Below are 17,342 nucleotides of genomic sequence, written 5' to 3'. Positions count from 1 at the left end.
ATTGATGACTGAATCAAACGAAACGCCGAACACCCTGGAAGAAGGCGACGAGTCCAAGCACCGCCGCATCAAGAGCTTTGTGATGCGCGCCGGTCGCATGACCGAAGGCCAGCAAAAGGGCCTGGAACAAGGTACGCCGTTGTTCGTGTTGCCCCTGGCCGACGCGCCGGTGGACTACGACCAGGTGTTCGGCCGTTCGGCCCCGCGCTCCCTGGAAATCGGCTTCGGCATGGGCCATTCCCTGCTGGAAATGGCCGCTGCTGCGCCGGACCAGGACTTTATCGGCGTGGAAGTTCACCGCCCAGGTGTCGGCGCGCTACTTAACGGCGTGCTGACCCAGGGCCTGACCAACCTGCGCGTGTATGACTGCGACGCGATCGAAGTGCTCAACCGCTGCATCGCCGACAACAGCCTCGACCGCCTGATGCTGTTCTTCCCGGACCCATGGCACAAATCCCGCCACCACAAGCGCCGCATCGTCCAGGCTTCCTTCGCGGAACTGGTGCGCAGCAAGCTGAAAGTGGGCGGCATCCTGCACATGGCCACCGACTGGGAACCGTATGCGGAATACATGCTGGAAGTGATGGATGTGGCCCCCGGCTACCGCAACCTGGCGGAAGACGGCAAGTGCGTGCCGCGCCCGGCCGAGCGCCCGATCACCAAGTTTGAGCGTCGTGGTGAGCGTTTGGGGCATGGGGTGTGGGATTTGAAGTTTGAGAAGCTGGATTAATCAGCCATCAGCTTTGAAATGCGATAAAAAATGTGGGAGCGGGCTTGCTCGCGAATGCGGAGTGTCAGTCACTGAAGATGTCGACTGATCCACCGCATTCGCGAGCAAGCCCGCTCCCACATTTGTATCTGTGTTGGCTGGGGTCAGCGGCGGTCTGCGACTACACCAATCAACACCAGCACCACCACCAACACCGGTGCCAGGCTGTAGTTATTGAACTGGCTCAACCCCCGCACAATCCACGGCGTGGCGTAGATCAACGCGGCGCCGCTGCCGATCATGCACACCAGCGCCATCAGTGGTACGCGCAACGCGCCGGCGACGCTGCCCAGGCGCGCTTCGACCCAGCCTTTGATATCGGCACCGAACAGCACCAGCAGGCAGCCGACAAGGGCCAAGGAGATTTCCGACAGGTTGCTACGGCTCCAGCGGGATACGGTGGCGAGCAGGTCGAGTACCAAATCCATTCGATTTCCTTAGAGCGATCAGCTCAAAAACTTCTGCAACAGGTCATTGAGAAACAGTTGCCCACGGTCGGTGGCCGCCAGGCGTGACGGTTCGACCTGCATTAAGCCGCTTTGTTCTGCCTCGCGCCGCGCTTCATCGAGGCTTGCCAGCTCGAGGCCGGTGCGTTCGGCGTAGAGCCTGGCGTCGACGCCTTCGGTAAGGCGCAGGGCGTTCATCAGGAACTCGAACGGCAACTCTTCGTTGGTCAGCTCTTTGGCACCGGCCTGAAAGCTTTTGGCCGGGTTGAGGTAATCCTTCGGCGCGCGGGTCTTCCAGGTGCGCACAATGCGCCCGTCCGGGTGGCTGAGCTTGCCGTGGGCGCCGGCGCCGATGCCGATAAAGTCGCCAAAGCTCCAGTAATTCAGATTGTGCCGTGCCGGGCGACCCGGTTGGGCATAGGCCGAGACTTCATATTGCGCGTAGCCGTGTTCGGCGAGCAGCGCCTGGCCGGCTTCCTGGATGTCCCACAGGGTGTCATCTTCCGGCAGCGCGGGCGGCTGGTTCCAGAACACGGTGTTGGGTTCCAGGGTCAGCTGGTACCAGGACAAGTGTGTCGGCTTGAGCGCGATGGCCTGGCGCAGGTCGCTCAGGGCGTCGTCCAGGGATTGATCGGGCAAACCGTGCATCAGGTCCAGGTTGAAGTTGTCGAACCCGGCCTGGCGCGCCATGCCGGCGGCGCGTACAGCCTCATCGCCATTGTGGATACGCCCCAAGGCCTCAAGCTTCTGCTGCTGGAAGCTCTGGATACCGATGGACAGGCGATTGATCCCCAGCTTGCGGTACGCCACGAACTTCTCTTGCTCGAAGGTGCCGGGGTTGGCTTCCAGGGTGATCTCGATGTCAGCGGCAAACGCGATACGCGCTTCCACGCCCTTGAGCAGGCGGCCCAGCGCGGTCGCGCTGAAGAGGCTCGGCGTGCCGCCGCCGAAGAAGATCGAACTCAGCTCGCGCCCGTAAACCGCGTGCAGGTCTTGATCAAGGTCGGCCAGCAATGCGTCCACATACTCTTCTTCCGGCAGCACTTTGCTGGCGGTGTGGGAGTTGAAGTCGCAATAAGGACATTTGCGCACGCACCACGGGATGTGGATATACAGCGCCAGGGGCGGCAGCACAGGCAGGGCCGCCCGAGGTGTTTGCGCGCCGCCGTGGATCAGCGGCTGCGCAGAGGTGTTCTGGGTCATTTCAGGCTCAGGCGTTGGCGCAGCAAATCCATTGCGCGGGCGCGGTGGCTGATCTGGTTCTTGTCGGCCGGGCTCAGTTCGGCGCTGGAGACATTGCGCTCCGGCACCCAGAACAGCGGGTCATAGCCAAAGCCATGCTCGCCGCTGGCCGCGTGCAGGATACGCCCGTGCCACAGGCCTTCGCAGAGGATCGGCAGCGGGTCATCGGCATGGCGCACCAAGGCCAGCACGCAGACGAACTGCGCGCCGCGCAGCGCGTCCGGAACGTCCTTGAGTGCGTCGAGCAGCTTGGCGTTGTTGGCCGCGTCGCCCTTGCCGTCGGCATAGCGCGCCGAATAGATACCCGGCGCACCGCCGAGGAAGTCCACCGCCAGGCCCGAGTCGTCCGCCAAGGCTGGCAGGCCCGAGATGCGTGCAGCATTGCGCGCCTTGAGGATGGCGTTCTCGACGAACGACAGGCCGGTTTCCTCTGGTTCTACCTGGCTGAACTCGCCAATCGAGCGCAATTGCACGGACTCGCCGAGCATGGCCTGGAGTTCTTTGAGTTTGCCGGCGTTATGGCTGGCCAGTACGAGTTGTGTCAGGTTCATTTGTCGGCCGGGAAAAGTTCTTGGACGAAACTGAAACCGTGGGCCTTGCCGCCGGTTTCAACGTTGATGGTAAACGTCCGGTATTCCTGCTGCGGCACGGAGTAGGGCGCGAGGTAATAGATCGCACCTTTCTCGGTGATCTGCTTGAACGTGAGAATCTCGCTCTTGCCGCTCAGGTCCTTGATGGTACCAGTCACTTGCGCCGCCACCGGGGTTACGCCCTTGACCACGGACACGTTGATCAAACCCTTGTTCTTGCTGCGCACCACGCCGACGGCCTGGGCCGTTTCCGGCTGCAGGAAGCTGGACGTGAAGGTGTTGTAGTGCACGGTGATATCGCCGAATTCTTTCTGGCGATTACCGTCGATAGCGTCCGCGGCCACGGCGCTGGCGCCCAGGCAGGCGGTGAGTAGAAAAACAGCCAGGCGACTCATGATCGTCCTCCTTGAAAATAGTTAGACGGCAATCTTGTGATCGGTCAGGCCAGGGCTGCTGACCCGGTAAATGCCGATTTCACCCAACAGGTTGGGCCATAGCTTACTCGCCCAGCCGTGGCGGTGCTGTTGATCGACAGCAAGGCGGTTGATCACCTTGGCTTCACGCTTGCCACACAGGGCTTCGAAGTCTTCGAAGGTGCAGAAGTGGATATTCGGCGTGTTGTACCAGGTGTAGGGCAGGAAGTCCGATACCGGCATGCGGCCCTTGGTGGCCAGGTACCAGCGGCAGCGCCAGTGCCCGAAGTTGGGGAACGTGATGATGCACTGGCGGCCTACGCGCAGCATTTCGTCGAGGATCCGGTCGGGGTAGTGCACGGCTTGCAGGGCCTGGGTCATCACCACGATATCGAAGCTGTTGCTGGCAAAGTTGCCCAGGCCCTTGTCCAGGTCCTGCTCGATCACGTTGATGCCCTTGGCCACGCATTGGGCGATGTTGTCCGGGTCGTTTTCCAGGCCATAGCCGGTGACTTGCTTGTTGTCGCGCAGCCAGCTCAGCAGTTCGCCATCGCCGCAGCCCAGGTCGAGCACGCGGCTGCCGGCGGGGATCCAGTCTTGGATGATGTCCAGGTCGGCTCTCATGGCGTTCTCACAGAGTTATGCGGTTCATGTAGTTGCTGAAAGCCTGCAAGTAGCGCGGGATCGGGATCAGGAAGGCGTCGTGGCCTTGCGGTGCATCGATCTCCAGGTAGCAGACGTCTTTGCGGGCGGCCATCAGCGCATCCACCAGTTCACGCGAGCGGGCCGGCGAGAAGCGCCAGTCGGTGGTGAACGACATCACGCAGAACTTGGCCGTGGCGCCCTCGAAGGTTTTCGCCAGGTCGTCATTGTGGTTGGCGGCCGGGTCGAAGTAGTCCAGCGCCTTGGTCATCAGCAGGTAGGTGTTGGCGTCGAAACGGCCGGAGAACTCCTCGCCCTGATAACGCAGGTAGCTTTCGACCTGGAACTCGACGCTGTGGAAGTCGTAGTTGAGCTTTTCGCTCTTGAGCCCACGGCCGAATTTCTCGCCCATGGAGTCATCGGACAGGTAGGTGATATGCCCGACCATCCGCGCCAGCATCAAGCCGCGCTTGGGGATCACGCCCGCTTCCTGGAACGAACCGCCGTGGAACTCGGGGTCGGTGAGGATGGCCTGGCGCGCTACTTCGTTGAACGCGATGTTCTGCGCCGACAGTTTTGGCGCCGAGGCGATGGCCAGGCAATGGCGCACGCGGTCCGGGTAGGTGATGGTCCATTGCAGGGCTTGCATACCGCCGAGGCTGCCGCCGATCACGGCGGCCCATTGGTTGATGCCCAACAGGTCGGCGAGGCGGGCCTGGCTGTGCACCCAGTCTTCTACGGTCAGCACCGGGAAGTCGGCGCCGAACGGCTTGCCGGTTTCCGGGTTGAGACTGCTCGGGCCGGTGGAGCCGTTGCAGCCACCGAGGTTGTTCAGGCTGACCACAAAGAACTTGTTGGTGTCGATGGGCTTGCCGGGGCCGATGCAGCTGTCCCACCAGCCGGGCTTGCGCTCGTCAACACTGTGGAAGCCGGCGGCATGATGATGGCCGGACAGGGCGTGGCAGATCAGCACGGCGTTGCTCGCCGTGGCGTTCAGTTGGCCGTAGGTTTCATAGATCAGGTCATAGGCAGGCAGCGAACGGCCGCAGGCCAGGGCCAGGGGTTCGCTGAAGTGCGCCACTTGGGGCACAACCAGTCCAACAGAATCGGGGGGGAAGGCAGCTGGCATCGACCCTGCTCTCGTTTAAATGAGGCGTAAGTCTAAAGAGCGGGGACCCCAGCGGCAAGCAAAGGCCTGCACGGATTCAATTCAATACACAGATACAAAATGTGGGAGGGGGGCAAGCCTCCTCCCACACATGCCTGCTCTGTGAATCAGATCAAGCCGAACAGCTCTTTTGGCATGAACGCATAGAACGCCAGGCGTGGGATCACCCAGCTTTGCAGCAGCTGGATCGCGATAAACGCGAAGATCGGCGAGATATCCAGGCCGCCCAGGTTGGGGATCAGGCGACGGAACGGCGCCAGCACCGGCTCGGTGATCTGGGACACCAGCTCGGCGCCCGGGCTGCGGCTACCCGGTGCGACCCACGAGAGGATCACGCTGATGATCATCGACCAGAAAATGATCTTCAAGAACAGCGAGAAGATCCCGATCAGCGCCCACGGCAACAGCAGCACCGTGAAGGCCTGGTAGCCATTGAGCATCAGGATCACCGCGAACAGCAGGATCTGCAGCAGCAGTGCCAGCACCAGCGACGACATGTCCAGCCCGAACAGGCTCGGGATCACCCGGCGCAGGGGCTTGAGCAGCGGCTGGGTGGCCTTGACCACGAACTGGCACAGCGGGTTGTAGAAGTTCGCCCGCACCAGTTGCAGGATAAAGCGCATCAGCACGATCAGCAGGTACAGGCTGCCCAGGGTCTGGATGATGAAGATGGCAGCGTCATTGATTCCGAGCATTATTGATTCCTTCGTAAGGTAGGACTATTTGCCCAGCTGCTCGGCCATTTCGGCCGAACGATGTGCCGCGGCACCCAAGGCTTTTTCCACCAGGGCTTCAAAGCCCCCGGCCTGGAACGATTCGATGGCAGCCTGCGTGGTGCCGCCCGGAGAGGTCACGCGACGGCGCAATTCGGCAGCGTCCACGTCGCTGGCGACGGCCATTTTGGCAGCGCCCAGGGCGGTCTGCTCGGCCAGTTGCTCGGCGATCTCATGGGACAGGCCCAGTTTCACGCCGGCGGCGGTCATGGCTTCGATCAGCAGGAAGAAGTACGCCGGGCCGCTGCCGGACACCGCGGTAACAGCGTCCAGTTGCTGCTCCTGTTCCAGCCACAGGGCGATGCCCACGGCGGACAGCAGCTCCTGGGCCTGGTCGCGCTGGGCGGCGCTGACCTCGGCGGTGGCGTATAGGCCGCTCACCCCTTGGCGCAGCAGCGACGGGGTGTTGGGCATGCAACGTACGATCGGCTGCGCGCCGAGCCAGGTGTTCATGCTGGCGCAGGTGATGCCGGCGGCGATGGACACCACCAGTTGCTGCGGCTGCAGGCTCGGGCGCAGGCTTTCGCACACGGCTTTCATGGCCTGCGGCTTGACCGCCAGCACGATCACGTCGACGCCCTGGATGGCGTCGGCGTTGTCGGCAAAGGTTTCAATACCGTGCTCGGCGCTGACACGGGCGCGGGTATCGGCGCCCGGGTCGCTGGCGCGGATCTGCGCGGCGTCCAGGCCCTTGGCCCGCAAGCCACCGATCAGGCTGGCCGCCATGTTACCGGCGCCGATAAAGGCAATACGCGTGTTGCTCATGACAGGTCCTTATTCAGATGGATGTCAGCCATTTCATGGCTGGCCGTAGTCGCGGGCGCCAAACAGGGCGGTACCAATCCGTACCCAGGTGGCGCCTTGGGCGATGGCCGACTCAAGGTCGTGGCTCATGCCCATGGAAAGTGTGTCCAGCGGCAGATTCAAACTGGCTTGCAGGTCGCGAACGGTAGCGAACGCTGCGTCTTGCTGGGTCCGATCTTCAGTCGGCTCAGGGATCGCCATCAGGCCGCGCAGCTTCAAGCGCGGTAAGGCGCTGATCGCGTCGGCCAGGGCCGGCAGGTCGGTGGGTGTACAGCCGGACTTGCTGGCCTCGCCACTGACGTTCACCTGGATGCAGATATTCAGCGGTGGCAGGTCGGCCGGGCGTTGTTCGGACAGGCGTTGTGCAATTTTGAGGCGGTCCACGGAATGCACCCAAGCGAAGTTCTCGGCGATAGCGCGCGTCTTGTTCGATTGAATGGGGCCGATGAAGTGCCAACTCAAGGGCAGGTCGGTTAATTCGGCCTGTTTGCCCAAGGCCTCCTGCAGGTAGTTTTCGCCAAACTCCAGCTGCCCGGCGGCATAGGCTTCGCGAACGGCTTGCGCGGGTTTGGTCTTACTCACGGCCAGCAGGTGGATGCTGCTTGCGTCACGTTGCACGGCGTCGGCTGCGGCGCGGATGCGCTGGCTAACCTGGCCGATGTTGTCTGCTATCGTCGACATTCAAGATGCGCCCGTGGATATGGAGTCCGCGGCATTCTACTGGAAATGGAAAGCCCTATGGATATCACTGAATTGCTGGTGGCCGGCGTGCGCCGTGGCGCCTCCGACCTGCACCTGTCGGCCGGGCTGGCGCCGATGCTGAGGATTGATGGCGAGGTCTGGCCCCTGGATTGGCCCGTGCTTTCACCCCCGCAAGTGGCGGACTTATTGAGCCCGTTGCTCAAGCAGCACCAGCAAAAGGATTTCGAAACATCTCTTGAAACGGATTTTTCCTTCGAACTGCCAGGGGTGGCGCGGTTCCGGGCGAATGTGTTCCAGCAGGATCGCGGCATGGGCGCGGTGTTTCGCACCATTCCCGCTGCGGTCCAGAGCCTGGAAAGCCTCGGCCTCGGGGAGGTGTTCCGGCGTATCGCCCAGTTGCCGCGCGGCCTGGTGCTGGTGACTGGGCCCACCGGCTGCGGCAAGTCCACCACCCTGGCGGCGATGATCGACTTTCTCAATCAGCATCGGCGCCAGCACATCCTCACCCTGGAAGACCCCATCGAATTTATCCACACGCCGAAAACCGCGCTGATCAACCAGCGCCAGGTGTACCGCGACACCCATAGTTTTTCCGCTGCGCTGCGCTCGGCATTGCGCGAAGACCCGGATGTAATCCTGGTGGGCGAACTGCGCGACCTCGAAACCATCCGCTTGGCGTTGACGGCGGCTGAGACCGGGCATCTGGTATTCGGCACTCTGCACACCACGTCGGCGGCAAAGACCGTGGATCGGCTGGTGGACGTGTTCCCAGCAGGGGAAAAGGCCATGGTGCGCACGATGCTGTCGGAATCGTTGCAGGCGGTGGTGTCCCAGGTGCTGATAAAGAGGGTGGGCGGCGGGCGGGTGGCGGCCCATGAAATCATGTTGGGCACCCCGGCCATTCGCAATCTGATCCGCGAAGACAAGGCCGCGCAGATGGTCTCGGCGATTCAGACGGGTGGGGCGCTGGGGATGAAGACGTTGGATATGAGTTTGAAGGCGTTGGTTGGGCAGGGGCTGGTCAGCCTGGAGGATGCGCGAGGGCAGGCGAGGGTGCCTACAGATATATGAGGTCTTGAAATATAAGGAGATCAAAATGTGGGATGGGGCAAGCCCCCTCCCACATTTACTGCATTCCAGCTTTAAATCAGCGTTGAACGACCCGCAAGGTATTCTGCTCTTTCGGCAAAACCCGCTTGGCAATCACGTAGTTCTTATCCCAGAACGGCTTTTTCAGCGTGTCGATGCTCACCGACTTCCCACGACGCGGCGCGTGGATAAAGCGGTCGTTGCCCAGGTAGATGGCAACGTGGTTGACCTGGCGGCTCTTGAGTTTGAAGAACAACAGGTCGCCCGGTTTCAGGTCCTTGCGATCAACCTTCTGACCGTGGCCGGCGGCCATGGCGTTGGAGGTACGCGGTAAATCCACGGCGGCGACGTCGTTGAACGCATATTTCACCAAGCCGCTGCAGTCGAACCCTTTACTTGGGCTACTGCCGCCCCAACGATAAGGAGTACCCAGCACGTTCACAGCGCGGCTGAGGACGGTGCTGCTTTGCTTGGTGTTCACCGCCATCAGGGCCGGGTTTGCTTTACCGTGGGCCTTGCTCAGTTGAGTCGGGCGGTTGACGGTCAGCTTTACCGATTTGGCCGTGCTGGGTGTGCTGTGGACTTTAGGGGTGAAACCGTTGACGTTAGGAAGTCGTTGCTCACGATTGGTGGCGTGGGCGGCCAGTGGCATTAATAGGCAAATGGTTAGCCATGTCTTGAAAAATGGTCGCATTAGGCGTGGCTCTTATGGGTTTGCGCGCAACTTTATAACAGCTTTTTGTGTCGTTCTCAGGCCGTTTGTCGACTGAACCTTGACGTCAAAATCAGGAAAAACGCGACGAATCGTCACAATTGTCCTACACAAGTCAGGTGGCATAAGGCTTTCAGGGCAGGGAAGATACCATTTGCCGTACGTCGGGCGCCTGTAAAAAAGTCACAAAGAAAGTGAAAAAATTTATCTATCGAGGCAAAAGAGGTACGCGATGAACACCTATCAACAGATTGGCCAGCAGCAAGACACCCACAGCAAGGTGATCGGTTACCTGCTCTGGATTTTCGGTTTTACCGGCGCACATCGCTTCTATTACGGCAAACCCGTGACCGGTACGATCTGGTTTTTCACCTTCGGCCTGCTGGGTATCGGCTGGCTGATCGACCTGTTCCTGATCCCGGCCATGGACCGTGAAGCCGACCTGCGTTTTACCGCCGGGCCCATCGAATACAACGTGGCCTGGATCCTGTTGGCGTTCCTGGGGGTATTCGGCGTACACCGCATGTACCAGGGCAAGTGGATCAGTGGCCTGATCTACCTGCTGACCGGTGGTTTGTTCCTGGTGGGGGTGCTGTATGACTTCTGGACATTGAATACGCAGATCTCGATCCGCAATGCCGAGCGTAATAACGGACGTTGAGTTTCTCAAGCCACACAGAAAACCAAATGTGGGAGCGGGCTTGCTCGCGAAGGCGGTGGATCAGTCTATTAATCTGTTGACTGACACTCCGCCTTCGCGAGCAAGCCCGCTCCCACAGTTACTGTGTCCACTCTAGATCAGCGTCAGGCCTGGTAGCTGATGCGGCCGTCTACCAAGGTATACCGCACCGTCGCCGGCAGGCTATGGCCGATGAACGGGCAGTTTTCACCCTTGGACAGCCACTGCTCCCCGGCAACCGTGGAGCTGGCCGGGTCAAACAGCACCAGGTCCGCCGCCGCACCCACCGCCAATTTACCCGCTGGCAGGCGCAAGGCTTGGGCTGGGCCGGCGCTGAGGCGTGCCAGCAGCGTCGGCAAGTCCAGCAAGCCATCTTCCACCAACGTCATTGCCAGCGGCAGCAATAGCTCTACGCTGCTGATGCCGGGCTCGGTCGCACCAAACGGCGCCAGCTTGGCATCGCGCTCATGGGGCTGGTGATGGCTGGAAATCGCCGACACCACACCTGACTTCACTGCCGCGCGCAAACCCTCGCGGTCGGCCAGGGTGCGCAGCGGCGGCTGCACGTGGTACAGGCTGGAGAAGTCGATCAGTGCCTCATCCGTCAGGATCAGCTGATACAGCGCGACATCTGCCGTCACCGGCAAGCCACGGGCCTGGGCCTGGGCGATCAGGGCCACGCCCCGTGCGCTGGTGAGCTGGCTGAAGTGCGCGCGTACGCCACTTTGTTCCACCAGCAGCAGGTCACGGGCCAGGGCCACGGTTTCGGCGGTTTCCGGGATGCCCGGCAGGCCCAGGAAGCTGGCCACGGCGCCTTCATGGGCCAGGCCGCCTTCGGCAAGGTCGCGATCCTGAGAATGGAAGATCACCGTCAAATCGAAGGTGGCCGCATATTCCAAGGCGCGGCACAGGGTACGGGTGCTGCGGAAACTCTCCAGGCCATTGCCGAAGGCCACGCAACCGGCGTCGCGCAGGGCGATCAGCTCGGCGAGTTGTTCGCCTTCCAGGCCTTTGCTCAGGGCACCGATGGGGAACACTTTGCAATTGCCGGCCTCACGGGCACGGTCGAGGATCAGTTCGGTCACCGCCGAAGTGTCGAGGATCGGCTTGGTGTGTGGCGGGCAGCACAGGCTGGTTACGCCACCGGCGGCGGCCGCGCGGGTTTCGCTGGCGATGGTGCCTTTGCGGCTGTAGCCCGGCTCGCGCAGGGCGACGTTCAGGTCCACCAGGCCAGGCGCGGCCACCAGGCCTTTGGCGTCGATGCTTTGCGCCGGGCTGAAACCACCCGGTGCGGCGCCGATGGCGATGATCTTGCCGGCTTCCAGATGCAGATCGGTAACTTGATCCAGGCCACTGGCCGGATCGATAACGCGAGCGCCAAGAATGCTGAGCTTCACTGGGCCTTCTCCTGCTCGAATTGACGTTGCGCGGTTTGCCCGCTCATGGCCATGGACATGACCGCCATGCGTACGGCGATGCCGTAGGTCACCTGGTTGAGGATCACCGACTGGTTGCCGTCGGCCACCGCCGACTCAATCTCCACCCCGCGGTTGATCGGGCCCGGGTGCATCACGATCGCATCCGGCTTGGCGCCGGCCAGGCGCGCGGTGGTCAGGCCGAACAAGCGGTAGAACTCACCCTCGCTCGGCAGCAGGCCACCGGCCATGCGCTCGCGTTGCAGGCGCAGCATGATCACCACGTCCACATCCTTGAGGCCTGCGGCCATGTCGGTGTAGACCTTTACGCCGTACTGCTCGATACCGATCGGCAGCAGGGTTTTCGGGGCGATCACGCGGATGTCCGGGCAACCCAGGGCTTTGAGGGCCAGCATGTTCGAGCGCGCCACCCGCGAGTGCAGGATGTCGCCGACGATGGCCACCGAGAGGTTTTCAAAACTGCCCTTGTGCCGACGAATGGTGAGCATGTCGAGCATGCCCTGGGTCGGGTGGGCGTGGCGGCCGTCGCCGCCGTTGATGATCGCCACCTGCGGGCACACGTGCTCGGCGATGAAATGCGCGGCGCCGGAGTCGCCGTGGCGTACCACGAACATGTCGGCGGCCATGGCTTCGAGGTTGCGCAGGGTGTCGAGCAGGGTTTCGCCCTTGCTCGCCGACGAGGTCGACACGTTCAGCGTGATCACGTCGGCCGACAGCCGCTGGGCCGCCAGTTCAAAGGTGGTGCGGGTGCGCGTGGAGTTCTCGAAGAACACGTTGCAGATGGTCTTGCCGCGCAGCAGCGGGACCTTTTTCACCGCCCGGCCACCGACTTCGAGGAACGAGTCGGCGGTGTCGAGGATTTCGGTGAGCAGTTCGCGGGGCAAACCGTCGAGGGACAAGAAGTGTTGCAGCTGGCCCTGAGCATTGAGCTGCAGCGGGCGCTTGGCATCTAGAGGCGTCATCGCGGGGACTCTTTACAAGGCGGTTTAAAGGGCAAGGTCTTGCAGTTCGAGCTCGAGCGGCGTGGGACCGGACAATTTTACCCGTTGCTGGGGTTGCAGCGACAGGGTGGCGCCCACCACATCCGGGCTGATCGGCAGCTCGCCGGCGTCCAGGTCCAGCAGGCAGACCAGCGTGATGCTGGCCGGGCGGCCGTAGTCGAACAGTTCATTCATGGCGGCGCGGATGGTGCGGCCGCTCATCAGCACGTCGTCGATCAGCACCAGGTGCTGGCCTTCGATCTCGAACGGCAGGGCCGATGGGCGTACTTGCGGGTGCAGGCCGTTCTGGCTGAAGTCATCGCGGTAGAAGGACACGTCCAGGGTGCCCAGGGGCGAATCGCTGCCCAGCGCTTCCAGCAGCGCCTGGGCCACCCACACACCGCCCGTGCGAATGCCAATGAAGCGCGGCTCGCTGATGGCACGGTGTTGCAGATGGGCCGTGAGGCTCGTCGCCATCTGGCTGATCAGTTCGGCGGGATTGGGCAGGCTCATGGTGGCTCCTTCAAGGCCTCGCGCAGGCAAGGTCCGGGCTCAAACGTAAGAAGACGCGGCAAGCCGCGTCAGTCAGGATTCAAATAAAGCGGTGTTTTCATCCAGCCAACCCTGCAACAGCAAGGCGGCGGCAATGGCGTCTACCGGGTTGTCGCGGTAGCTGCCTTTTTGCCCGCCACGATCGCGGCGCTCACCCTTGGCTTCAAAGGTGGTCAGGCGTTCGTCGTGGGTATAGAAGGGGATGTTGTAGCGGCCATTGAGGCGACGGGCGAATTTTTCGGCGCGCAGGCACATGTCGCTGGGGGTGCCGTCCATGTTCAGGGGCAGGCCGACGACCACGGCGTCGGGCTTCCACTCCTTGATCAGGGCTTCGACCTGGTTCCAGTCCGGTATGCCGTTCTGGGCCTTGAGGGTGCACAGCTCGCGGGCCTGGCCGGTGATGACCTGGCCGACCGCAACGCCGATCTGTTTGGTGCCGTAATCAAAGCCGAGGATCAGACGCAAGGCCATCAGGCGTGCCCCGCCTGGCTGGTCAGCAGGCTGAGGTTGACCCGCAGCTTGGCCGCCGCCGCTTCCAGGCGCAGCTCGCTGGGGGTGTTGAACAGGATGTCGGCGTCGAAGGGGCAGGTCAGCCAGGCATTGCTGGCCAGTTCGGCCTCAAGCTGGCCCGCGTCCCAACCGGCGTAGCCGAGGGTTATCACGCTGTGCTCGGGGCCCACGCCGTCGGCGATGGCGAACAACACGTCCTGGGAGGTGGACAGCGATACACCGTCCAGGTCCACCGTGGCCTGGAACTTCGGCCCGGTCGGATGCAGCACAAAACCGCGATCGGTCTGTACCGGGCCGCCAATGTAGATCGGTACGTGCTGGCAGCGGGCCGGCGGGTCGATCTCCGGGCGCAACTGCTCAAGAATGTCCGCCAGGTTCAGCTCCTGCGGGCGGTTCACTACCAACCCCATCGCACCATTGGCTGTGTGCTCGACGATGTAGGTCAAGGTCTGCGCAAAGTTCGGGTCGGCCATATGGGGCATGGCGATCAGGAATTGATGCTTGAGGTAGGTCGGGCTGACATTTTTCATGTCCGCTAGTGTGGCGTTGGAGGGGCGAACTGACAAGCTGGGAGTTGTTAGAGGGTGCGTTCTTCACATAACTGTATGTGGCAAGCGGACTGGGATTTGTGTGGCAAGTGACTAGGTTTGTGTGGCGAGCGGGCTTGCCCGCGTTGGGCTGCGTAGCGGCCCTAAACCCTGCCAACTGGGTGTGTCTGACAGGCTGTATGTGAGTTGCTGGGGCTGCTGCGCAGCCCAACGCGGGCAAGCCCGCTCGCCACATGAGCCCGCTTTTCACATGGGCCCGCTTTTTACACAGGGCGGTTATGGGGTTTCAGTTACTGGACAGTCGATCACCCTTGGCGAACTTCCAGGTGCGGATGATTTCCAGGCGGTCGACGTCGTTCAGGTCGCCGGTAAACGGTGCGAAAGGCGCAGCCAGGCGTACGATGCGTTGGGCGGCCTGGTCCAGTAGTGGCTGGCCGGACGACTCCAGCACCTGCACTTCATAGAGCGAACCATCACGGTTGATCGACACCAATAGACGCAAATTGCCGTAAATCTGCTGGCGTCGGGCTTCGTCCGGGTAGTTGAGGTTGCCGATGCGCTCGACCTTCTTGCGCCATTCGTCCTTATACCAGGCACCTTTGTCGCGCATGGTAGAGGCCGCGTTCAGTCGGTAGATGCGTGGGCGCTTGGCGTACAGCTGCTGTTCGTTGGCCAGTTCGGCTTCCAGGCTGGAAATTTCGTCGGACAGCGTTGAGCTGTCGAACGTCGGCGCTGGTTTGGCCGGTTCGGGCTGCGGCTCGGTCTTGGTCTTTTCGCGCTGGGTCGGGGCCTTTTGCGGCTTGGGCGCGACGGTGGCCACGGCGGCCTTGGGCACCGCCTGCTTGACCTCAGGCTTGGGCGCCGGCGGCGGGGTGACTTTATTGATCTTGTTGTCCTGGAACGGCGCCACTTCAGTGGTCTTGGGCACCGCTTTCTTGTCGAGGGTGCCGCTGCCCTGCTGGTTGTCCTGGGCGAGAAAGTCGGCCTTCTCGGGCGCTTTTTCGCTCTTGAACGTGGAGAGGGTGATTTCCAGGGTTTTGGTGATCTGCTTGGGTTCGACCATGGTGAAGCCCAGGCCGAGGATCAGCGCGAGGTGCACCAGTGCTGCCAGGAACAGGGTAAAACCGAGCCGATCAGCCGGGCGCACGCCGCTGTGGGAGAGTTCGGGGGGCAGATCTGACGGGAGTGTCATGACAAGAAAACCAACATCGCGCGTTTCACAGGTGGCGCATGATAACGCAATGTTGGTGTGTGTCCGGCTGTTCTATGTCACTTGGCTTGTAGCTTGCGCTCAATGGCCGCCATCAGCATTTCGCCGATGTTCGTGCCAAATGCGTTGTCGATCTCGCGGATGCACGTCGGGCTGGTCACGTTGATTTCCGTGAGATTCTCACCAATTACGTCAAGCCCTACAAACAGCAGGCCTTTTTCCCGCAGGGTTGGGCCAACTTGGGCTGCAATCCAGCGATCCTTGTCTGTCAGCGGGCGCGCTTCGCCGCGACCACCGGCGGCCAGGTTGCCACGCGTCTCGCCGGCTGCCGGGATGCGCGCCAGGCAGTAATCAACCGGCTCGCCGTCGATCATCAGGATGCGCTTGTCGCCGTCCTTGATTGCCGGAATGTAAGCCTGGCCCATGATCTGCTGGGTGCCCAGCGCGGTCAGGGTTTCGAGGATCACCGACAGGTTCGGGTCGCCGGCGCGATGACGGAAAATCGAAGTGCCACCCATGCCGTCCAGCGGCTTGAGGATCACATCGCCGTGCTTGGCGGCAAATTCACGCAACACGTCGGCGCGGCGGCTGACCACGGTCGGCGGGGTGCACTGCGGGAACAGCGTGGCGAACAGTTTTTCATTGCAGTCGCGCAGGCTCTGCGGCTTGTTGACGATCAACACGCCGGCGCGCTCGGCCTGCTCCAGCAGGTAGGTGGAGTAGACGAATTCCATGTCGAAGGGCGGGTCCTTGCGCATCAGGATCACGTCCAGGTCGCTCAAGGGGCTGTCGATCTCGTCTGCCAGCTCGAACCACTTCTCAGGGTTGGCAAACACCTGCAGCGGGCGCATGCGTGCGCGGGCCTCGCCGTCGCCCTGGTAAAGATCGCGCTGCTCCATATAGAACAACGTCCAGCCGCGGGCCTGGGCGGCCAGGAGCATGGCCAGCGAGCTGTCCTTTTTATAGGAAATGCTGGCGATAGGGTCCATGACAATGCCGACGCGAACGCTCATGGGGGATTTCCTCTAGCAAATTAGGGCGCATAAAAGTGGCGTCAGAGTGGCGCTGTGGCTGTTGTGGGTCAAGGAAAAACCACCTGGCGGGTGCCTCGATAGATTGCACCCCAAGACTGTGCTAAAAAGACTGCCACGGCGCAGCAGCCCTTGAATTCCAAGGCTTGCGGCGCTCATCCTGTGCAACATCAGGCAGTACACACCGAAAACCGATTCGCTGTGGCGATGGTAGAGCAGATATGGAACAGCATTCCAACGCCTTGAGAGTGATGGTGATCGACGATTCGAAGACGATCCGCCGCACCGCCGAGACGCTGTTGAAGAACGCGGGGTGCGATGTCATCACGGCCATCGACGGTTTCGATGCCCTGGCCCGGATTGTTGATCATCACCCGCACATTATCTTTGTCGACATCATGATGCCGCGCCTGGATGGCTATCAGACCTGCGCTCTGGTGAAGAACAACCCGGCGTTCAAGTCGATCCCGGTGATCATGCTGTCCTCCAAGGACGGCCTGTTCGACAAGGCCAAGGGGCGCATCGTTGGTGTCGATCAGTTTTTGACCAAGCCTTTCAGCAAGGAAGAACTGCTGGGTGCGATCAAGGCCTACGTGCCTGCCTTCGCCGCAGTAGAACAAGCACACTGACGCCGCCTCACAAGGGCCGGCGCCGACCAATGTAGTGGGGAAAACCATGGCACGCGTTCTGATCGTCGACGATTCGCCGACTGAAATGTACAAACTGACCGGCATGCTTGAAAAGCACGGCCACCAGGTCCTCAAGGCCGAAAACGGCGCGGACGGCGTGGCCCTGGCCCGCCAGGAAAAACCCGACGCCGTGCTGATGGACATCGTGATGCCCGGCCTCAATGGCTTCCAGGCCACGCGCCAGTTGTCCAAAGAGCCGGAAACCAACGGCATCCCGATCATTATCATCACCACCAAAGACCAGGAAACCGACAAAATCTGGGGCGCGCGTCAGGGCGCCAAGGATTACCTGACCAAGCCGGTGGACGAAGAAACCCTGATTGCCACCTTGAACAAGGTGCTGGCCGGCTGACGGCA

At 61.8% G+C, this 17,342-nt stretch carries 22 protein-coding genes; 5 read left to right on the top strand and 17 right to left on the bottom strand.

Annotated elements, in window-relative coordinates; all coding sequences use genetic code 11:
- Positions 1-4: 4 nt before the first annotated feature.
- On the top strand, positions 5-730 hold the full coding sequence (trmB, locus tag CXQ82_RS29340) for a tRNA (guanosine(46)-N7)-methyltransferase TrmB (protein ID WP_101273420.1): 726 nt from the start codon (positions 5-7) through the stop codon (positions 728-730).
- A 143-nt stretch (positions 731-873) separates the two neighbouring features.
- Here trmB and CXQ82_RS29330 read toward each other — a convergent pair whose 3' ends face one another.
- From CXQ82_RS29330 to CXQ82_RS29290, 9 genes are all read right to left on the bottom strand, one after another.
- Positions 874-1,197 (bottom strand): DUF3392 domain-containing protein, encoded by a 324-nt coding sequence (locus CXQ82_RS29330; protein ID WP_078739576.1) that lies wholly within the window; start codon positions 1,195-1,197, stop codon positions 874-876.
- Between the two features lie 18 nt (positions 1,198-1,215).
- Positions 1,216-2,418 (bottom strand): radical SAM family heme chaperone HemW, encoded by a 1,203-nt coding sequence (gene hemW / locus CXQ82_RS29325; protein WP_101273419.1) that lies wholly within the window; start codon positions 2,416-2,418, stop codon positions 1,216-1,218.
- A complete protein-coding gene (gene rdgB, locus CXQ82_RS29320; RefSeq protein ID WP_101273418.1) occupies positions 2,415-3,008 on the bottom strand; it encodes an RdgB/HAM1 family non-canonical purine NTP pyrophosphatase in 594 nt (197 codons plus the stop codon). Before rdgB ends, hemW begins: the two co-directional genes overlap by 4 nt.
- Positions 3,005-3,442 (bottom strand): DUF4426 domain-containing protein, encoded by a 438-nt coding sequence (locus CXQ82_RS29315; protein WP_101273417.1) that lies wholly within the window; start codon positions 3,440-3,442, stop codon positions 3,005-3,007. Before CXQ82_RS29315 ends, rdgB begins: the two co-directional genes overlap by 4 nt.
- A 21-nt stretch (positions 3,443-3,463) precedes the next feature.
- Positions 3,464-4,084 (bottom strand): methionine biosynthesis protein MetW, encoded by a 621-nt coding sequence (metW, locus tag CXQ82_RS29310; RefSeq protein WP_101273416.1) that lies wholly within the window; start codon positions 4,082-4,084, stop codon positions 3,464-3,466.
- A gap of 7 nt (positions 4,085-4,091) precedes the next feature.
- Positions 4,092-5,231 carry a homoserine O-acetyltransferase gene (locus CXQ82_RS29305; protein ID WP_101273415.1) on the bottom strand — a complete coding sequence of 380 codons (1,140 nt, stop codon included), beginning with the start codon at positions 5,229-5,231 and terminating at the stop codon, positions 4,092-4,094.
- Positions 5,232-5,377: 146 nt separating this feature from the next.
- On the bottom strand, positions 5,378-5,965 hold the full coding sequence (locus CXQ82_RS29300) for a YggT family protein (protein ID WP_101273414.1): 588 nt from the start codon (positions 5,963-5,965) through the stop codon (positions 5,378-5,380).
- Positions 5,966-5,989: 24 nt separating this feature from the next.
- Complete coding sequence (gene proC, locus CXQ82_RS29295) at positions 5,990-6,808, bottom strand: pyrroline-5-carboxylate reductase (protein WP_101273413.1); 819 nt, start codon at positions 6,806-6,808, stop codon at positions 5,990-5,992.
- A gap of 33 nt (positions 6,809-6,841) precedes the next feature.
- Complete coding sequence (locus tag CXQ82_RS29290; RefSeq protein WP_101273412.1) at positions 6,842-7,528, bottom strand: YggS family pyridoxal phosphate-dependent enzyme; 687 nt, start codon at positions 7,526-7,528, stop codon at positions 6,842-6,844.
- Between the two features lie 57 nt (positions 7,529-7,585).
- Between CXQ82_RS29290 and CXQ82_RS29285 the strand changes: the two genes are divergently transcribed.
- Positions 7,586-8,620: a type IV pilus twitching motility protein PilT gene (locus CXQ82_RS29285; protein WP_101273411.1), complete on the top strand. Its 1,035-nt coding sequence runs from the start codon at positions 7,586-7,588 to the stop codon at positions 8,618-8,620.
- Positions 8,621-8,696: 76 nt separating this feature from the next.
- On the opposite strand, the gene CXQ82_RS29280 is transcribed toward CXQ82_RS29285, so the two are convergent.
- The gene (locus CXQ82_RS29280; RefSeq protein ID WP_101273410.1) at positions 8,697-9,332 is read right to left on the bottom strand and encodes a C40 family peptidase; all 636 of its coding nucleotides are present in this window, start codon (positions 9,330-9,332) and stop codon (positions 8,697-8,699) included.
- 250 nt (positions 9,333-9,582) lie between these two features.
- Here CXQ82_RS29280 and CXQ82_RS29275 point away from each other — a divergent pair, with 250 nt between their 5' ends.
- Positions 9,583-10,011 carry a TM2 domain-containing protein gene (locus tag CXQ82_RS29275; protein WP_101273409.1) on the top strand — a complete coding sequence of 143 codons (429 nt, stop codon included), beginning with the start codon at positions 9,583-9,585 and terminating at the stop codon, positions 10,009-10,011.
- Between the two features lie 143 nt (positions 10,012-10,154).
- On the opposite strand, the gene CXQ82_RS29270 is transcribed toward CXQ82_RS29275, so the two are convergent.
- The 7 genes from CXQ82_RS29270 to gshB form a co-directional block, all read right to left on the bottom strand.
- The gene (locus tag CXQ82_RS29270; RefSeq protein ID WP_101273408.1) at positions 10,155-11,426 is read right to left on the bottom strand and encodes a dihydroorotase; all 1,272 of its coding nucleotides are present in this window, start codon (positions 11,424-11,426) and stop codon (positions 10,155-10,157) included.
- Entirely contained in the window at positions 11,423-12,427 is a 1,005-nt protein-coding gene (locus tag CXQ82_RS29265; RefSeq protein ID WP_101273407.1) for an aspartate carbamoyltransferase catalytic subunit, read from the bottom strand. Before CXQ82_RS29265 ends, CXQ82_RS29270 begins: the two co-directional genes overlap by 4 nt.
- 24 nt (positions 12,428-12,451) lie before the next feature.
- On the bottom strand, positions 12,452-12,958 hold the full coding sequence (pyrR, locus tag CXQ82_RS29260; RefSeq protein ID WP_101273406.1) for a bifunctional pyr operon transcriptional regulator/uracil phosphoribosyltransferase PyrR: 507 nt from the start codon (positions 12,956-12,958) through the stop codon (positions 12,452-12,454).
- A 72-nt stretch (positions 12,959-13,030) separates the two neighbouring features.
- Complete coding sequence (gene ruvX, locus CXQ82_RS29255; protein WP_003176676.1) at positions 13,031-13,468, bottom strand: Holliday junction resolvase RuvX; 438 nt, start codon at positions 13,466-13,468, stop codon at positions 13,031-13,033.
- Complete coding sequence (locus CXQ82_RS29250) at positions 13,468-14,037, bottom strand: YqgE/AlgH family protein (RefSeq protein ID WP_101273405.1); 570 nt, start codon at positions 14,035-14,037, stop codon at positions 13,468-13,470. The genes ruvX and CXQ82_RS29250 overlap by 1 nt, the downstream gene beginning before the upstream one ends.
- A 304-nt stretch (positions 14,038-14,341) precedes the next feature.
- Positions 14,342-15,247 (bottom strand): energy transducer TonB, encoded by a 906-nt coding sequence (locus CXQ82_RS29245; protein ID WP_101273404.1) that lies wholly within the window; start codon positions 15,245-15,247, stop codon positions 14,342-14,344.
- Between the two features lie 77 nt (positions 15,248-15,324).
- Complete coding sequence (gshB, locus tag CXQ82_RS29240) at positions 15,325-16,278, bottom strand: glutathione synthase (protein ID WP_101273403.1); 954 nt, start codon at positions 16,276-16,278, stop codon at positions 15,325-15,327.
- 239 nt (positions 16,279-16,517) lie between these two features.
- Here gshB and pilG point away from each other — a divergent pair, with 239 nt between their 5' ends.
- Positions 16,518-16,925: a twitching motility response regulator PilG gene (gene pilG / locus CXQ82_RS29235; RefSeq protein ID WP_016972942.1), complete on the top strand. Its 408-nt coding sequence runs from the start codon at positions 16,518-16,520 to the stop codon at positions 16,923-16,925.
- 46 nt (positions 16,926-16,971) lie between these two features.
- A complete protein-coding gene (gene pilH / locus CXQ82_RS29230; RefSeq protein WP_014720320.1) occupies positions 16,972-17,337 on the top strand; it encodes a twitching motility response regulator PilH in 366 nt (121 codons plus the stop codon).
- The last annotated feature ends 5 nt before the right edge of the window (positions 17,338-17,342 follow it).

This window comes from Pseudomonas sp. S09G 359 (assembly GCF_002843605.1).
Classification (GTDB): Bacteria; Pseudomonadota; Gammaproteobacteria; order Pseudomonadales; family Pseudomonadaceae; genus Aquipseudomonas.
Note: the sequence above shows the minus strand (reverse complement) of the source record. Positions and strands in the feature narration are given on the sequence as shown.